13 protein-coding genes are annotated in these 16,671 nt (G+C 48.5%); 8 read left to right on the forward strand and 5 right to left on the reverse strand.

Annotation, left to right across the window (positions count from 1 at the left end; all coding sequences use genetic code 11):
- The first annotated feature begins 39 nt into the window (after window positions 1-39).
- The gene (gene ftsZ, locus ACBP46_RS03605) at window positions 40-1,239 is read left to right on the forward strand and encodes a cell division protein FtsZ (protein WP_371015353.1); all 1,200 of its coding nucleotides are present in this window, start codon (window positions 40-42) and stop codon (window positions 1,237-1,239) included.
- Between the two features lie 124 nt (window positions 1,240-1,363).
- A complete protein-coding gene (gene lpxC / locus ACBP46_RS03610) occupies window positions 1,364-2,290 on the forward strand; it encodes a UDP-3-O-acyl-N-acetylglucosamine deacetylase (protein WP_371015354.1) in 927 nt (308 codons plus the stop codon).
- Window positions 2,291-2,320: 30 nt separating this feature from the next.
- On the opposite strand, the gene ACBP46_RS03615 is transcribed toward lpxC, so the two are convergent.
- The gene (locus tag ACBP46_RS03615) at window positions 2,321-2,806 is read right to left on the reverse strand and encodes a DciA family protein (protein WP_371015355.1); all 486 of its coding nucleotides are present in this window, start codon (window positions 2,804-2,806) and stop codon (window positions 2,321-2,323) included.
- Window positions 2,807-2,819: 13 nt separating this feature from the next.
- On the opposite strand from ACBP46_RS03615, the gene ACBP46_RS03620 reads away from it, so the two are divergent.
- From ACBP46_RS03620 to ACBP46_RS03640, 5 genes are all read left to right on the forward strand, one after another.
- Window positions 2,820-3,716: a M23 family metallopeptidase gene (locus ACBP46_RS03620; RefSeq protein WP_371015356.1), complete on the forward strand. Its 897-nt coding sequence runs from the start codon at window positions 2,820-2,822 to the stop codon at window positions 3,714-3,716.
- A gap of 126 nt (window positions 3,717-3,842) precedes the next feature.
- Window positions 3,843-6,572: a preprotein translocase subunit SecA gene (gene secA / locus ACBP46_RS03625; RefSeq protein ID WP_371015357.1), complete on the forward strand. Its 2,730-nt coding sequence runs from the start codon at window positions 3,843-3,845 to the stop codon at window positions 6,570-6,572.
- A gap of 189 nt (window positions 6,573-6,761) precedes the next feature.
- On the forward strand, window positions 6,762-8,171 hold the full coding sequence (locus ACBP46_RS03630; protein ID WP_371015358.1) for a sodium/glutamate symporter: 1,410 nt from the start codon (window positions 6,762-6,764) through the stop codon (window positions 8,169-8,171).
- Window positions 8,168-9,799 (forward strand): amidohydrolase, encoded by a 1,632-nt coding sequence (locus ACBP46_RS03635; protein ID WP_371015359.1) that lies wholly within the window; start codon window positions 8,168-8,170, stop codon window positions 9,797-9,799. The genes ACBP46_RS03630 and ACBP46_RS03635 overlap by 4 nt, the downstream gene beginning before the upstream one ends.
- Window positions 9,786-10,685: a CobW family GTP-binding protein gene (locus tag ACBP46_RS03640; RefSeq protein ID WP_371015360.1), complete on the forward strand. Its 900-nt coding sequence runs from the start codon at window positions 9,786-9,788 to the stop codon at window positions 10,683-10,685. The genes ACBP46_RS03635 and ACBP46_RS03640 overlap by 14 nt, the downstream gene beginning before the upstream one ends.
- Here the strand turns inward: ACBP46_RS03640 and mgtE are convergent.
- The 4 genes from mgtE to ACBP46_RS03660 all read right to left on the reverse strand — a co-directional run bounded on the left by mgtE (window position 10,682) and on the right by ACBP46_RS03660 (window position 14,776).
- Complete coding sequence (gene mgtE / locus ACBP46_RS03645; RefSeq protein WP_371015361.1) at window positions 10,682-12,148, reverse strand: magnesium transporter; 1,467 nt, start codon at window positions 12,146-12,148, stop codon at window positions 10,682-10,684. The two genes, ACBP46_RS03640 and mgtE, sit on opposite strands and share 4 nt — an antisense overlap.
- A 1-nt stretch (window position 12,149) precedes the next feature.
- Window positions 12,150-12,551, reverse strand: coding sequence for an acyl-CoA thioesterase (locus tag ACBP46_RS03650; protein ID WP_077734670.1), 402 nt, complete (start codon window positions 12,549-12,551; stop codon window positions 12,150-12,152).
- Window positions 12,552-12,628: 77 nt separating this feature from the next.
- Window positions 12,629-13,840 (reverse strand): M20 aminoacylase family protein, encoded by a 1,212-nt coding sequence (locus ACBP46_RS03655; protein ID WP_371015362.1) that lies wholly within the window; start codon window positions 13,838-13,840, stop codon window positions 12,629-12,631.
- 84 nt (window positions 13,841-13,924) lie between these two features.
- On the reverse strand, window positions 13,925-14,776 hold the full coding sequence (locus ACBP46_RS03660; RefSeq protein ID WP_371015363.1) for an inositol monophosphatase family protein: 852 nt from the start codon (window positions 14,774-14,776) through the stop codon (window positions 13,925-13,927).
- A gap of 37 nt (window positions 14,777-14,813) precedes the next feature.
- Here ACBP46_RS03660 and mnmD point away from each other — a divergent pair, with 37 nt between their 5' ends.
- Entirely contained in the window at window positions 14,814-16,640 is a 1,827-nt protein-coding gene (mnmD, locus tag ACBP46_RS03665) for a tRNA (5-methylaminomethyl-2-thiouridine)(34)-methyltransferase MnmD (protein ID WP_371015364.1), read from the forward strand.
- The last annotated feature ends 31 nt before the right edge of the window (window positions 16,641-16,671 follow it).

Genomic DNA, 16,671 nt, shown 5'->3' on the forward strand with positions numbered 1-16,671 from the left:
AAGACGTTTTCTTGCCAATATTAAAGCGAGGGAATCTAAATGATGAACTTTGAAATACTAGATACCAACGGTAACTCAACCGTTATCAAGGTAATCGGTGTAGGTGGCGCAGGTGGCAATGCAGTCACACATATGATTCATTCAGGTGTGCAAGGCGTTGAATTTATTTGTGCTAATACAGATGCACAAGCACTGGCTAGCAGCGAAGCACCTATTCAAATTGCCCTAGGTCGATCTGGCCTTGGTGCAGGTGCTAAGCCAGACCAAGGTCGGGCGGCAGCAGAAACAGCGCGTGATGAAATCCGTAAGGTCCTAGACGGGGCTCATATGGTGTTTATCACTGCAGGTATGGGCGGAGGCACCGGTACAGGCGCTAGCCCTATTGTGGCTGAGGTTGCCAAAGAGCTAGGCATCCTTACAGTGGGTGTGGTGACCAAGCCATTCCACTTCGAAGGACGTCGCCGCATGGATACCGCAAACTCTGGCATTGCCGAGTTATCAAAACATGTACATTCATTAATTGTAGTGCTGAATGAAAACCTCTACGATTTAATGGATGATGACGCAACCCAAGAAGACTGCTTTAAAGTAGCCGATGACGTATTACATAATGCGTGTGCGGGTATTGCTGAAATTATTAACGTCGAAGGTAACGTTAACGTTGACTTTGAAGACGTGAAAACTATTATGGGCGAGCAAGGTCAGGCCATGATGGGTATAGCCGTCGCTTCTGGCGAAGGTCGTGCTCGTGAAGCCGCAGAGCGCGCGATTGCCTGCCCATTGCTTGAAGGCGTTGATTTGCATGGTGCACGTGGTGTGTTGGTTAACATCACAGCAGGTCGCGATCTTAAACTGCGTGAAACGCGTGAAATTATGGATATTATCCAAAGTTACGCAGCCGAAGACGCGCACGTTATCTTTGGTACAGCTTATGACGACAGCATGGGCGACAGCCTACGCGTAACCGTTGTGGCAACGGGTTTAGGACGTCAACAAGCTCGTCCCCAGTTAGTTCAAACTCCTGTTGCAGAGCCAGTGCTACGCACAGGAACAGACAATGAGCCTGCCGTGTCCGAGCCTGTTACTACCCAAGAGCCCGAAGCCGAGGTGACACCTCCTTCAATTCCATCAGTTATGCGTACACGCAACACTGAAGCCTCTTCGCAAGTACGGGCATTAGAAACATCTGGCATGGATCGTTTTGACATTCCTACGTACTTACGTAAGCAAGCCGATTAATCACCTAACCCCGATAGGTGAGCTCTCGCAGGTCAGTTAGATACATTATCTAACTGACCCTTTGAGCCGGTTCGTTTAGTATGTTTTATAATATCGGGTGTTATAGTATTTATTTTCATTATCTATGTTACGTCAGCGCACTTTAGCCACCGTTGTAAGCACCAAAGGAATAGGCTTGCATTCGGGTCGTCTAGTAGAAATTACTTTACGCCCTGCCAAGCCCAATACTGGTATTGTGTTTCATCGTATTGATCTCGATCCTGTAGTGACTATTCCCGCCCAAGCCCACTATGTGGGGGGGACAACAATGGCCTCTGTTTTACAAAAAGACGGTGTACGTGTTTCTACTGTAGAGCACTTAATGTCCGCTTTGGCTGGCTTAGGCATTGATAATTTGCACATAGATATTTCTGCCGAAGAAGTTCCTATTATGGACGGCAGTGCGGGTACATTTGTGTACTTGTTGCGTTCAGCAGGGCTCCAAGAGCAACCTGCACCCAAACAGTTTTTACGTGTGTTAAAACCCATCGAGGTCCGAGAAGGCGAGGGCGAGCAGGTCAAATGGGCCCGACTCGAGCCTTACGACGGTTTTTGTTTACAGTTTTCTATCGATTTCCGGCATCCTGCGATTGATGCAACAGCAAATTTTGCTGAGGTCGATTTTGCAAAAGACTCATACGTTAAAACCGTAGCCAGAGCGCGTACTTTTGGTTTTGCCAGCGAAGTCGAGGCTATGCGTGCCGCGGGCTTAGCGCGTGGTGGAAGCTTAGATAATGCCATTGTGATGGACGAGTTTCGAGTTCTTAATGCAGATGGTTTGCGTTACGAGGACGAGTTCGTAAAACACAAAATTTTGGATGCTATTGGCGATTTATACTTAATCGGTCATCCTTTAGTAGCACGTTATGTAGCGTGTAAATCAGGTCACGGTTTAAATAACCAGTTAGCGCGTGCGTTGCTAGCAGCGTCTGACAGCTGGGAACTCGTTACCTATACCGAAGAAGCACCGGCCTCTGTGCCGTATGTGCGCGAATGGAAACACGCTTATTAATCACGCATGGTTAAGGGCTGATGCCAAGGCTCAGCCTTTATGCTTGGTATGTCTATTTAACAAGCGTTCTACCGCTTGTGCTAAAGGGCCTTCTTCTAAAGATTGATTTAGCTGCTCAAATGCAGCAAGCCCTGTGCCATCAATGCCCGCCCCACCTTGACGTACTTGTCCTAAGGGTTCCATACCCGTAAAAAGTACGGATTGGATCTGTAGTTGGACTTGATTACACTTCCAAACAGATTGGTTTAGCTTAGCAATTAGCGTAGGCAGCATTTGCCGTAGTTTGGTGGCATGCGCAGCGCTGGGAACTGCTAGGGTCACTGTTTGTCTATCTATATGAGCCACTCTGCAGCTGCGCATTGCAGCCGGAAGTTGGCTATGAATAAATTGCTCTAACTCTAAATAATGTTGTGCTGTAGACAGGATCTGTTTGGGATCTTGTTTCAGCCACCCAGCAATAGGGCTGGCTGGTTCACTAGAGCGAGTACTGAAGCGTTTAAAAAAAGCCCTAGACATAAGGATTAATTGTTTGAATAAGTTAAAGAATTCGCGGCTACGCTTAAAAGCTCTGCGGACTTTGGCCATTGGTTTAGGAATTAGCGTTTCCGCCGTAGCGGGGGCTTTAGTCCAATCAAAAATGGGTACAAAACAGTTGGACCCTACCCAAGTGGTGCTATTAAACCAGGCTCAAGAACGTGATGCTTTATATGTACAACAAAGTGTACAGCAGTTAGCCCAACGTTTAGGCGACCTACAAGCCAAGGTCATTGAAATGGAAAGTTTAGGCCGGCGTATTGCTGAGCATGCGGGTGTTCAATACACAGACCCCGAGCTATTGCAACAAATGGAACAGGAAGACCTCGCCCCAAAACTAAGCAGTGCTCAGGATCTAGGCCGAGAGCTAGATACTTTATATTATAGTCTGTCTGAGCGCCAAGACTGGTTCACAATGCTTGATACCGTATTAAGCCAACGTTTAGGTAATCAAGCGCGTTTTCCAGCTATACACCCAGTTCATCGTAGTTATGTTAGCTCTGGTTATGGGTGGCGACGTCATCCCATTACCGGACGCCACACTTTACACGAAGGCATGGATTTTTCTGCGCCCGTAGGCACGCCTATTGTGGCAGCCTCAGGTGGTATAGTGACAGAGGCGCGTTATCGTAGTGGGTATGGCAAGACGGTAGAAATTGCTCATGGCGATGGTTTGATAACGCGTTATGCGCATGCCTCATCCATTTTAGTGCGATTAGGGGATGTGGTCGAAAAAGGACAGCTCATAGCCCGAGTCGGGGCCACCGGACAGGTCACGGGTGCGCATTTGCATTTCGAGGTGCGTCTTGAAGATCAGCCTTTAGACCCAATTTTATTTCTACCTAAAGAGTATTCTGATACGCTATTGGTTCAATCCGATACGACAAAATAGTCTTTTTGGCATCTAGCTGCGTTAAACTGTATTGTTATGTTGCCAGTTTTCCCTTAACCCGAATAATAGGAATGGGAGTAGGCATGTAGTATTACATGCTGTGAATCTTACCAATACGATACAAGAATGGTTTCTTTGCTCAGAAAGCTTTTCGGTAGCCGCAACGATAGGCTGCTTAAACAGTACCGCAAGCAGGTTGCACAGATCAACGCGCTTGAACCCACCTTCGAGGCCCTAAGCGATGACGAATTGCGGGCAAAAACAGCTGAGTTTCGTCAGCGCCTGGCCGATGGTAAATCGTTAAACTCTTTGCTGCCTGAAGCCTTTGCTGTAGTGCGCGAAGGGTCTAAACGCGTGTACAACATGCGTCACTTTGATGTGCAGTTACTTGGCTCCATTGCGTTACACAATGGCAAGATTGCCGAAATGCGCACGGGCGAGGGTAAAACCTTAATGGCAACCCTAGCGGTGTACCTCAATGCACTAACCAGTAAAGGGGTGCATGTGGTTACGGTCAACGATTACCTAGCACGCCGCGATGCTGAAACCATGGGCAAGCTCTATAATTTCCTTGGGCTAACGGTAGGCGTAGTGGTGCCAAACCAGTCTAACGAGGAAAAAAAAGCCGCTTACCAATCCGATATTACCTACGGTACAAATAACGAGTTTGGGTTTGACTACTTGCGCGATAACATGGAATACCATGCGTCCGAGCGTCGTCAGCGCGGCTTGCATTTTGCTATTGTGGACGAGGTTGACTCCATCCTGATTGACGAGGCGCGTACGCCTTTGATCATTTCAGGCCAAGCAGACGACAACACAGCGCTGTACCAAGCGATTAATGTGGTGCCGCCTATGCTGACTCGCATGCAAGAAGAACCCAAACCCCAAGAGCCCGAGCCCGAGGGCGATTATTGGGTTGATGAGAAAGCCCAGCAAATTCATATGTCCGAAGCAGGGCACGAAAAAGCCGAAAAGATTCTAACCGAATTGGGGTTATTGCCTGCAGGTGAATCCTTATACGAGCCACGACATATTTCGCTTATGCACCATATTATGGTGGCTTTGCGTGCCCACAATTTATTTTTCCGTGATCAGCATTATGTGGTTCAAAACGATGAGATTGTCATTGTTGACGAGTTCACTGGTCGTTTGATGTCAGGGCGTCGTTGGTCCGAGGGCTTGCACCAAGCTGTCGAGGCCAAAGAAGGCGTTGCCATTCAAAGCGAAAACCAAACCATGGCCTCTATTACCTTCCAAAACTACTTCCGTATGTACGAAAAGTTAGGGGGTATGACAGGTACTGCTGATACCGAGGCCTTTGAGTTCCAAGAAATTTACAGCTTGGAAACGGTCATCATTCCTACCAACCGTCCTATGGTTCGGGTCGATCAAAACGATCAGGTTTTCAAAACAGACAAAGAAAAGTACGCGGCTATTTTGGCTGATATCAAAGACTGTTATGAGCGTGGTCAGCCTGTTTTGGTTGGTACTACTAGTATTGAAAACTCTGAGCTCTTAGCTGGCTTACTCCAAGCCGAAGGCCTACCGCACGAGGTATTAAATGCCAAACAGCACGAACGCGAGGCTCAAATTGTTGCCGACGCAGGCAAGCCGGGCAGTGTAACCATCGCCACGAATATGGCTGGCCGAGGCACAGATATTGTATTAGGTGGTTCTATAGAGCGTTTTGTGACGGCAGTTCAAGACGACGAAAACCTAAGCCCCGAGCAAAAAGCCGAACAAATCGAAGCCATCCGTGCCGAATGGCGTCCGCTTAACGAGCAGGTTAAGGCGGCGGGTGGTTTACGTATTATTGGTACCGAGCGCCACGAGTCACGTCGTATTGATAATCAGTTACGTGGTCGGGCAGGTCGCCAAGGTGATCCCGGTTCATCGCGTTTTTATCTGTCTCTTGATGACTCGCTAATGCGCATTTTTGCTGGGGATCGTGTCCGCAATATTATGGAGCGTTTGCGCTTACCCGAGGGCGAGCCTATCGAGGCGCGTATGGTAACGCGTTCTATAGAATCAGCCCAACGCAAGGTTGAGGCTCGCAACTTTGATATTCGCAAACAGCTGCTGCAGTTTGATGACGTGGCTAACGATCAACGTAAAGTCATTTACGCACAGCGTAACGAGGTACTGGAGTCCACCGATATTAGCGCCAATATTGCGTATATGCGCGAAGCGTCTCTAACGGATTTCTTCCATCAGTATGTGCCCGAGGAAAGCATGGAAGAGCAGTGGGATATCTCTGGCTTACAAACCGCTCTAGCCAGTCAGTTCCATCTAGAGGTCGATGTGTTGGGAATGGTGGAAAAAGAAACCCATCTTTCCGAAGAAGACCTATTAGACCGCGTTGTCGAGGCCTCTAAGCTAGCACTAGATGAAAAAGTCGCCTTGGTTGGTCTAGAGCAATGGGGTAGCTTTGAACGTGCCATTATGTTGCAGTCCATTGATACCCAATGGCGAGCCCATCTTCAGGCTCTAGATCACTTGCGCCAAGGTATTCATTTGCGTGGGTATGCTCAAAAAGACCCTAAACAGGAATACAAGCGCGAAGCCTTCGAGCTGTTTGCCGAGCTACTTGATCGTATTCGTGACGAGGTGGTGCGCACATTGCTTACCGTACAAATCCAAGCACCTGCGGAAGCCACTCCACCACCTGCGGTTGAGCTAGAAAATGTACGTGTACACGCTGCAGACTATGACGAGGCACTCAGCGCTGATCAAGCTGCGCAGGCCGATACGGCGGCGGTGCCAGCCGCTGATTTGCCTCGGGTAGGTCGCAACGATGACTGCCCATGTGGCAGTGGTAAAAAATACAAACATTGCCATGGCAAGTTAAGTTAAAGGTATTTTTACATACATCACACCGCCACGGGAAACCGTAGGCGGTTTTTTTTGGGACCTATTCTTTCAAAAAATGAGATTCATTTAGGGGTATATGCCTATTCTGCTACTTTCCTTAGAGAGGCACTATTAAGGCTTGCTGATGTTTTTTGCATTAATCAGTACAATTTGTCTCACAAAGGGGTAGGTATGGATGGTACTTTTCAGGGGGTAATTGCATTTGCCCTGATGGCTCTTATGTTGGTGATCGGAGGCGTGTTTAGACGCCAAATCCCTTTTCTTCAGAATTCTTTAGTACCAGCCAGTATATTAGGTGGCGGTATAGGCTTTGTCTTACTGAGCTTTGACTTACTGCCTGGTTATAGTCCTGATGACTTTAACGCGCTAACCTTTCATTTTTTTACTCTGAGCTTTATGTCCTTATGCTTAACGGGTAGCAGCAAGGATAAAAAGTTAGCAGGGGATAGCATCGTCAAAGGGGGCCTGTGGCTAACGCTAATTTGGACGGCCAGTTTAGGGATGCAAGCTCTTATCGGTTACGGCATTATTTATGCGTATGACGCAATCACTGGCAGCCAAGTTGGGCCTATGCTTGGTGCGCTAATTACCCATGGTTTCACTCAAGGTCCTGGTCAAGCCTTAACCTATGGCGGTATTTGGGAAAAAGATTATGGCTTGGTCAATGCTACACAAGTCGGCTTAATTTATGCTTCACTGGGCTTTTTAGTGGCGTTTATTGTGGGTGTGCCCGCTGCACGCAAAGTGATTCGTAGTGGTAAAAATTTAAATAAAAAATCCACGATTGATGATGAGTTTTTGCTGGGCTATTTCCACAATGGTGCAGGTAAGACTGAAACGCGCTTAGTTACCCATAGCGCCAATATGGACAGCTTAGCGTGGCATATTGGTTTGTTGGGCTTGGCCTATATGCTGACTCATTTTTGGCTGGTTATGATGCAAGGGGTAGTGGCAGGTAAAGAGCCACTAGGAATTAGCCTAGGCGTACTCTTTAGCCATAATATGTTTTTTGTGCACGGCCTAGGTATATGTGTATTGATGCGTTGGGTGATCGATTACAAAGGATGGGGCCATTTTATTGATGATGAGAGCTTAAAACGCTTAACAGGGGCTTCGGTAGATTTCATGGTGGTTGGTACTATCATGAGCATTTCATTTTCTGTGCTTTATGCGTTGATTGTGCCGATTTTATTAGTAACGGTAGCTGTGACCGTCGCCACCTTTGTCTTGTGCTGGTATGTGGGTAACTGGAGCGGCAAGTTAGGTCCTGAACGTGCTTTAACCTCGTTCGGTTGTTGTACTGGTTCTACTGGTACTGGGCTTTTGTTGTTGCGCTTGTTAGATGCAGACTTCAGTACCTCGGTAGCTAAAGAGTTGGCATTTTTTAATCTTGCCATTGTGGTGGTTAATACACCGTTGCTTTTTATTGTGACTCCTATTGCGCCATCACTAAGCCCAAGCACCTATTTAATGGCATTCGCTGCGACGGCAGTGATCCCCTTGGTACTCATTCCTTTATTAATGATGAAAAAAAGCGGTGCGCAGAGTAGTCAGCGTGCTGTACTAGGAGGTAAGTTGTGATCACCGTTTTTTCTGCTAAACGTATTATTACCTTAGACCCTTCTTTGCCTAGCGCCACCCATGTGGCTGTTCAGGATGGCAAGGTACTCGCAGTCGGTTCCTTAGAGGACATCGCTGATATAGGTGAGTATGTATTAGATACCCGTTTTGAGGATGCTTATTTGTATCCTGGGTTTGTTGAAGGGCATAGTCATGCACTTGAGGGGGCAATGTGGAACTATGTGTATTTGGGCTATTTTCCTCGTCATACTCCCCAAGGTGAGCTCTGCCCAGGTAACACCAGCTTGGCAGCTATTCAAGAACGCCTAGCACAAGCCGCACAAACGTTAGCGCCTGCAGAGCCACTCGTAGCATGGGGCTTTGATCCTGTGTATTTTGACGGTGAGCGTCTGGATAAACAGGTTATTGATGCCGTGGTGCCTGATCGCCCTGTGGTTATTTTCCATGCCAATTTGCATTTGATGACCGTAAATAGTGCCATGTTGGCGCAGACCCGCTTGGCAGATAGTCCCGATTTGGAAGGGGTAATGCGCGATGCACACGGCCAACCGAATGGTGAGCTACGAGAAATGGCTGCCATGCATGCGGTATTTGAGGCCTTGGGGCGCAGTGTGTTTGAAGAGGTTGCCAGTCTAGCCACGTTGCAAAACTATGGCAAAGCGGCGCAGCGTACTGGTATTACTACTATTACCGATCTTTATAATCCTTTATCGGATCAAGGTGTAGCTGCTTTAGTGGAAAGCAGTCAGCAACCCCAATATCCAGTGCGCTTGGTGCCCGCTATGGGTGCATTGGATTGGCAAAATCATCAAGGTATAGAACGTATTGCCGCGTGCCAAGACCTAAACAATACGAAATTGCATTTTGGTCTAGTGAAAGTGATGACAGACGGCTCTATACAGGGATTTTCAGCGCGTATGTTGTGGCCTGGTTATCATAATGGGCATGAGAATGGCATTTGGAATGCACCGCCTGAAACGCTTAAACAAATTGTGTTGGATTATCATCAGGCCGGCCTGCAAATGCATATTCATACGAATGGCGATGAAGCCGTTGAGCTTATGTTAGACGCCATTGAAGAAGCGCAATCGCTTTGGTATCGAGCCGATCATCGCCACACCCTGCAGCACTGCCAGTTTATTAGCCAAGCACAAATGCGTCGTGCGGCTAAGCTAGGGGTTTGTTTAAATATGTTTGTGAATCATATTTATTATTGGGGCGATATTCATAGAGAAAAAACCTTAGGCTATACGCGCTCTCGTCGTATGCAGCCTTTGCGTTCCGCACGACAACTAGGTATACCGGTGGCTATGCATTGTGATGCTCCTGTTACCCCTTTGGGGCCCTTGTTTTCTATGTGGTGTGCGGTAGCACGTAAAACCGCGAGTGGTCACGTGTTGGGCGAGCACGAGGCTTTAACCATTCCCGAGGCGCTAGAGCTGATGACATTGGGTGCGGCTTATACTTTGCACATGGACGATCAAGTGGGTAGTTTGGAAGTAGGTAAGTTTGCTGATATGGTGGCCTTAGACCGAGATTTATACGCCATAGATACTGATGACTTGCTTGAGGTACAGGTCTTAGCGACGGTGCTAGGGGGCGAGGTCCATTGTCATGAAAAGCCCTAAAGCTATTGCGACAACTCTATTAACTGGTTTTTTAGGTTCGGGTAAAACCACTTATTTAAACCAATTGCTGCAATCCGACATTCCAGCACGAAGCATAGTGTTGGTGAATGATTTTGGGCGGATTAATATCGATGCGAGCTTAATTGCTTATCAAGATGACGATGTGATTCGCTTAAATAACGGCTGTGTTTGTTGCACTCTAGGCGCTAGCATGGCAGAGAAGCTAGCCGAAATAGGGCGTCTAGAGCCCGCGCCTGCAGCATTATTTATAGAGCTAAGTGGGGTCGCAAATGCGGCACGTGTAGCAGACATGATACGTGTGGCGCAGCGTTTTGAGCTGGCAGAGGTGCGCTGTTTTGTCGATGTATCATTAGCCGCTTTGCATGCAGCGGATGCCCGAGTCAATACAGTATGGGCAGAACAAATTTTGAGTGCCACGCAGCTGGTATTTAACCGGCTGACTGTGGACCAATCTTTGCCCGATTGCCTACAACAATTACTTAGCCAAAGCCAAGCCCAACAGCATTACGACTATGCTAGTGCTGTTACGCCTGCCCCTGCTATGACGCCATCACAGACTCGTTCTGTGTTAGCCCAATCCAACGGCTGGCACAGTATAAGCTTTGAGTCAGATCAAGTGCTTGCTGTGGATGAGGTGCGTGCACTGTTAGAGGAGTTTGCCGAGATATTGTATCGAGCCAAAGGGGTATTGCTGGCAGAAACTGGGCGAGGATGGGTGGTGCAGTGGACCAAAACGCAGTGTGCTATCACACCCAGCGCGCGTCCCATAGCCCAAACTCAATTGGTGTTTATTGGAATGGATGCGACGGGTTTGGAGCGGTTAATGCAACGCTTAAACACACTCCAAACGGTAACCGTAGCTTAAAGCAAAAAGATTGTTGCTAAGCCAAGAAAGATAAAAAAGCCTAGCGAGTCTGTACCAAAAGTTAATAACACAGAGGAGCCCACTGCGGGGTCTTTGCCAAAACGGCTCCGCAGGGTGGGGATTAATACGCCTAAAGCAGCCCCTACCAACATATTGCCAATCATGGCCGCCATCATAACCAGTGCAATAGGAATTGAGCGCGAAATAAACCACGCAAACCCTGCTGTCACTAGACTGCCACAGGCACCCACTAGAAACGTTACCAACAGCTCACGTTTTACTAAGGGCCAAATATTGGCACCGGTAATGCGCCCCATAGCCATCGCCCGAATAATCATGGTCATGGTTTGATTGCCTGAGTTGCCGCCAATACCAGCCACAATAGACATTAAAAAGGCCAAGATCACAATATGGCTAACCGTGTCTTCAAAACGCGAAGCCACAAAAGACGCGGTCGCCGCAGTACATAGGTTAATTAATAACCAGGGCGCACGGTTGCGTAAAGCGCTTAGCACAGGAGCAAAAATGTCTTCCTCTTGAAGACCGGCACGTGAAAGCTCTTGCTCTTGAGAATCCTCTTGGAGTACGTCAATGACCTCATCAATGGGAACACGCCCAATGAGGCGACCATAATCATCCACAACAGGAGCCGAAACTAAGTCATAGCGCTCAAAAGCATTGGCTGCATCCGTGTCTGGGTTCAGAGGGTGTAAATAAAAATAGTCGGTACTCATTACGCTGGAAACCAAGCTTTCTGGATCAGAAACCAATAAAGTGGTCAGCGATAAGGTACCTTGTAAGCGATCGCCGCGGTCAACAACGAAAATTTGGTCAGTGTGGTCTGGTAGCTCTTGAAGCCTACGTAAATAGCGCAGTACTACTTCTAGAGTAACGTCTTCGCGCACCCGCACCATTTCAAAGTCCATGATGGCACCCACAGAGTCTTCGGGGTAACCCATTGCGGCAATTAGCTGGGCCCGCTCGGCGTCGGTAAGCCCTTTTTGGACTTCGGCAATAACGTCTGGAGGTAGATCGGGTGCGAGGTCTGCAATTTCATCCGCATCCATGTTTGAGGCTGCGGCGATAAGCTCCTCGGTATCCATCGATTTAATTAAGGACTCTCGAACCCAGTCCTCAATTTCTAACAACACGTCGGCATCGTATTCGTCTGAAACTTGATCCCAAACGAGCTGGCGCTCGGGCTCAGGCAAAGATTCCAGAATAAATGCAATATCTGCTGGGTGCAGATTATTGATAATGGCCCGGATTTCTTCTTCGTGATGGCGATGGGTTAACTGAGTGAGCTCTTCAGAATGCTCATTTTGCTCGGCATCCTCGGAGAGTAAGTTGACCACTTCTTGGCGCTTTAAAATGCTGTGCAAACGCTGCAAAGCAAGCTGAGCGTCTTCAGGGTCTAAACGGCGTATTTTGGATGGTGCTGTGGTCGCAGTGGCTTGAGTCATATTATTCGATTAGAGGTAGAGGGCGGCTGCGTCGTTGGTCATCAGTGGCAACATAGGTTAAGGTGGCTTCGGTGACTTTGACTGTTTCATCTGGCAAGAGCTTGCGTTCGGCATAGACTTCTACCTCGACGGTGATGGAGGTGGTGCCAGTCTTGATTATTTTGGCGTAAACGCTAAGTAAGTCACCCACAAAAACGGGCTGTTTGAAAGTAAAAGAGTTGACCGCTACGGTTGCGACTCGTCCTTGAGCACGACGTGAAGCAAGCACTGAGCCCCCTATATCCACTTGGGCCATTATCCAGCCGCCGAATACATCACCATGCATATTGGCATCGCCAGGCATAGGAATGACACGCAATACAGGGTCTTGGTCTTTAGGAATAGAAATTAGAGCAGTGCTCATAGAGGCTCCTTCTTATTAGTACAAATGCTAGTATTGTACCTAGAAGCCCACATCTTGCTGCGAAAGTTTTATTGTATTTACGTTTTGGTGCCGCTGTGTGCGTTGAGCCATGAGGTGGCTAATTTCACCCAATAAGTAGCGCCGATAGGTATAAGTTGATCGTTAAAGTCATAGCTACCGTTATGTAAAGTGCACGGCCCCAACCCATGGCCCTGCGTTCGATGATCGCCATCGCCATTGCCTAAAAATAAATAGCAACCTGGCACCTGTTCGAGCATAAAAGAAAAATCTTCGGCACCCATCGATGGCTGTACAGGGTAGGTTACCTGGTCAGCCCCGCGCCACTCTTGAAGTAACTGAGCACAAAACTCGGTGGGCTCGCGATGGTTAATGGTAGGGGGATAACGTCTATCGAAATCAAACTGTACTGTACAACCTAGAGCTAGAGCTGTTTGAGTACTGAGTTCGTGGATGCGCTTTTCAATGAGATCCAAGGCCTCGTTGCTAAATGTGCGTACTGTACCGCGTAATTCAGCGTGATCCGGAATGACGTTATCTGCCGAGCCAGCATGAATTTGAGTAATACTAAGCACCGCTTGCTCAAGCGGGTCTAGGTTGCGGCTGATAATGGTTTGTAGACCTTGTGCGATGCTGATGGCTGCTATGACTGGGTCTGCACCTAGATTGGGCATAGCACCGTGTGCGCCCTTGCCTTGGATTTGCAGACTAAATGTGCTGCTTGATGCCATGATAGCGCCGGTGCGTAAACCAAAGTGACCAGCAGGCATGCCGGGCCAATTGTGCAGACCAAACACGGCATCCATAGGAAATAGCGTGAACAAACCGTCGTCAATCATTTTCTTTGCGCCACCTAGGCCTTCTTCGGCAGGCTGGAAAATAAAATAAATGGTACCGCTAAAGTCGCGGTGCTGGGATAGATAACGGGCTGCCGCTAAAAGCATGGTGGTATGACCATCGTGACCACAAGCATGCATAATGCCTTCGTGTTGGCTTTTATGCGCAAAGGTATTTTGCTCGGGCATAGGGAGGGCGTCGATATCGGCGCGTAAACCAATTGCTGCCCCTGGGCCAGCTTCCCCTTTTAAAATACCCACAACGCCTGTGCCGCCTAAGCCTCTGTGCAATGGAATTTGCCATTGTTCAAGGTACTGTGCAATTTTATCGGCAGTACGGTATTCGGTGTAACCAAGCTCTGGGTACTGGTGTAGATCGCGGCGAATGGCAGTGAATTCGTCTTGCCAAGAGGTAAAAGGGGGTAGAGTTGTCATGGGCACCTGCATCAAAAATATCAATATAAAAATTGCTGCATAGGTCTATTATGCAGCAACTTTTATCTTTTGTTTGCTCTTTGCTTAGGCTTGGTTTGGATAAACCAGATGAGGCTGTAATAAAGCTAAGAGTTCAGGCGCTGTTTTGTGATTGCCCGCATAGATGTAACCGCGCTCTGGCCAAGGCTGCTGTTCATACATATCGTCGCTAATACCGCCGGCTTCTCGTACAATAACTGTTCCTGCTGCAACGTCCCATGGTGCCAGCCCCATTTCCCAATAAGCATCAAAACGCCCACACGCCACCCATGCCAAATCCAGTGCTGCTGCGCCTAGGCGACGCAATCCACGAGTGGACTCAATGGCTTGATGTAAGGTCGGCATGTATTGATCAGCAAAGCTGAAATCCCGAAAGGGGAAACCGGTACCAACGACGCTATCAGCAAGACTCTGTGCCTGAGAGCAACGTATAGGTTGCCCATTAAGCCAAGCGCCGCCTTGGTGAAATGCGCTAAACATTTCGTCGCGATTGGGGTCGTACACCACTCCCACAATGGGTGTGTCTTGCTCTAACACCACCCCATTGACTTCGGTGCCAGCATGACCAATCAGAGCAATTGAAACCGCATAGTGCGGAATTCCATGGAGAAAATTAGTGGTGCCATCCAAGGGGTCAATGCACCACGTTGCTAGCTGACTAGCCGTGCCGCCGCTTTCTTCAGCCACAATGCCAAACTCAGGTGTTTGTTCTTGAAGCACGAGAATGACGGCTTGCTCGGCCTCTCGGTCGGCTTGCGAGACCAGATCGTTACGCATTTTTGTATCAATAACAAGTTCGCTGCGGTTTGCGGCATAGGCTTGTAAAATAGCGGCTCCAGCTTGAGCGGCAGTAATCGCCGTAGCAAGATGGCTTTGTAGATCTCGAGGTAGTTTCATAATTAGTCGTTTAGATAATGGATTTGTTTGAATTTGTATGACACGTGCGTTTCAGCCTTTAATTCCAGCTACGCCACGCTTTACCGAGCAGGGGCTAGCATGTAGTGATCGTTACGATGATTTATATCATTCGGCTTCGGGGGCATTAAACCAAGCAGAGTATGTGTTTTTGGCTGGAAATGGGCTGCCCGAGCGGTGGCAGCAAAAAGAGCAGTTTACCATCTTGGAAACTGGCTTTGGCTTAGGTAATAACTTTCTTGCGACATGGGCGGCTTGGCGTGCCGACCCGCAGCGTAGCCAACGCTTGCACTTCGTTTCCTTTGAAGCGCATCCATTTTATGCGCACGATCTTGCGCTTATGCTAGGCCCAACTCCCGCTACCCATCGCCATTTAGCGGATCAGTTATTAGCCCAATGGCCGCTTTTAGTGCCTGGTATTCACCGTTTAGAGTTTGAGGGTGGGCAAGTCACGCTGACCTTGTACTTTGGTGAGATCAGTCAAGGAGCTAAGCGCATGGAGTGCCAAGCAGATGCTTTTTTCTTAGATGGGTTTGCTCCGCGCGTAAATCCAGCCATGTGGGCACCCGAACTATTTGGTCAGTTAGTGCGTATGGCAGCCCCCAATGCGACGGCGGCAACATGGTGTTCGGCGGCTCAGGTACGGCGTGACTTACAAAATGCTGGTTTTATTGTAGAGCGGTGTCCTGGCTTTGCTTTTAAACGTCATATGATCAAAGCGCGTTTGCGGCCTCATTTAGGGCGACGCTATTTACCTAAACCCTTGCAGCCAGTAGTGATTGTAGGCGGGGGTATTGCGGGGGCCGCAACAGCTTACGCGTTAGCGCAACGAGGCATTGCGTCACACGTGCTGGACCCTTATTTTAGTCAGGGCGCTGGTGCAGCTCATTTAGGACATCAGGCTGTGGCTATGACGCCCTTGTTAACCAGTGATGATGCGCCCCGTGCTCGATTGAGTCGGGCCGGAGTATTGCGTGCCCGACAACGGTGGCAGCCGTTTTTTGAGCAAAGCCTTTTTACTACAGGTGCAGCCGTACTTAGCGTAGACTCAGCGGAGGCTGAAAATTTACGTCATACTATACAAAATTTAGCCTTTGATCCGGATTGGGTACAATATAGGGCAGCTGGTTCACAAATTGGAGACATGCGCTATCCATTACGGCATGCTGCCGCTTTTTTTCCTAAGGCGATAGTGGTGAATCCAGAGCGGCTAATATCCCAGCTGTTGACTCATCCGCTTATTACTCTGACAGCCGATTGCGTAACAGCCGTGCATTCAGATGAAACCCACGGGTGGGTGGCGCACACAAGGCAGCATGGTCAAATCTGTACCGACCACCTTGTTATAGCTAATGCGGGTCAGTCTACAGGCTTGCTAGCACCGTTATTGCCGCAGGCAGAGCGATTGCTAACCATGGATAGGATAAATGGTCAAAGCAGTGTAGTGGGCGCAGCTGCGCTAGGTACGCCTGTTTCTTGTATTGTGGCAGGTCAGGGCTATGTGTTGCCTGTGGACGAGAAAACCTATGTGGTAGGCAGTACTTACGAGGACGATTCTTTTATGTCTGCGTCCCAAGCGCATGCCCATATTATGAATAAGGTATCAGAGCTGGTGCCAGTTGAGGCGTCTGCCCCTGCATTATCTATGTGGCAAGGGCAGCGTGCGGCATTAGTTGACCATCTACCAGTGGTTGCCCAAGCACTGCCGGGTCTGTGGCTCAATGTGGGTTATGGTTCCTACGGCTTTAGTTGGGCGGCATTGGCTGCTGATTTTATTAGCACAAATTTGGCATCTGAGCCAGCTGTAATAGAACGTGATTTATCCTGCGCGCTATACCTGCGATAATAGCAAGGATAAAGATTGGTTTGATGTGGCT

It is taken from the genome of Paenalcaligenes hominis (genome assembly GCF_041359055.1).
Taxonomy (GTDB): Bacteria; Pseudomonadota; Gammaproteobacteria; order Burkholderiales; family Burkholderiaceae_B; genus Paenalcaligenes; species Paenalcaligenes hominis_A.

Bases quoted from the DNA above. Each gene is read 5' to 3' on its own strand.
- mgtE (WP_371015361.1), bottom strand. From the start codon at position 12,148: ATGACTCAAGCCACTGCGACCACAGCACCATCCAAAATACGCCGTTTA.
- ACBP46_RS03660 (WP_371015363.1), bottom strand. From the start codon at position 14,776: ATGAAACTACCTCGAGATCTACAAAGCCATCTTGCTACGGCGATTACT.
- ftsZ (WP_371015353.1), top strand. From the start codon at position 40: ATGATGAACTTTGAAATACTAGATACCAACGGTAACTCAACCGTTATC.
- lpxC (WP_371015354.1), top strand. From the start codon at position 1,364: ATGTTACGTCAGCGCACTTTAGCCACCGTTGTAAGCACCAAAGGAATA.
- ACBP46_RS03640 (WP_371015360.1), top strand. From the start codon at position 9,786: ATGAAAAGCCCTAAAGCTATTGCGACAACTCTATTAACTGGTTTTTTA.
- ACBP46_RS03655 (WP_371015362.1), bottom strand. From the start codon at position 13,840: ATGACAACTCTACCCCCTTTTACCTCTTGGCAAGACGAATTCACTGCC.
- ACBP46_RS03650 (WP_077734670.1), bottom strand. From the start codon at position 12,551: ATGAGCACTGCTCTAATTTCTATTCCTAAAGACCAAGACCCTGTATTG.
- ACBP46_RS03615 (WP_371015355.1), bottom strand. From the start codon at position 2,806: ATGTCTAGGGCTTTTTTTAAACGCTTCAGTACTCGCTCTAGTGAACCA.
- mnmD (WP_371015364.1), top strand. From the start codon at position 14,814: ATGACACGTGCGTTTCAGCCTTTAATTCCAGCTACGCCACGCTTTACC.
- secA (WP_371015357.1), top strand. From the start codon at position 3,843: ATGGTTTCTTTGCTCAGAAAGCTTTTCGGTAGCCGCAACGATAGGCTG.
- ACBP46_RS03630 (WP_371015358.1), top strand. From the start codon at position 6,762: ATGGATGGTACTTTTCAGGGGGTAATTGCATTTGCCCTGATGGCTCTT.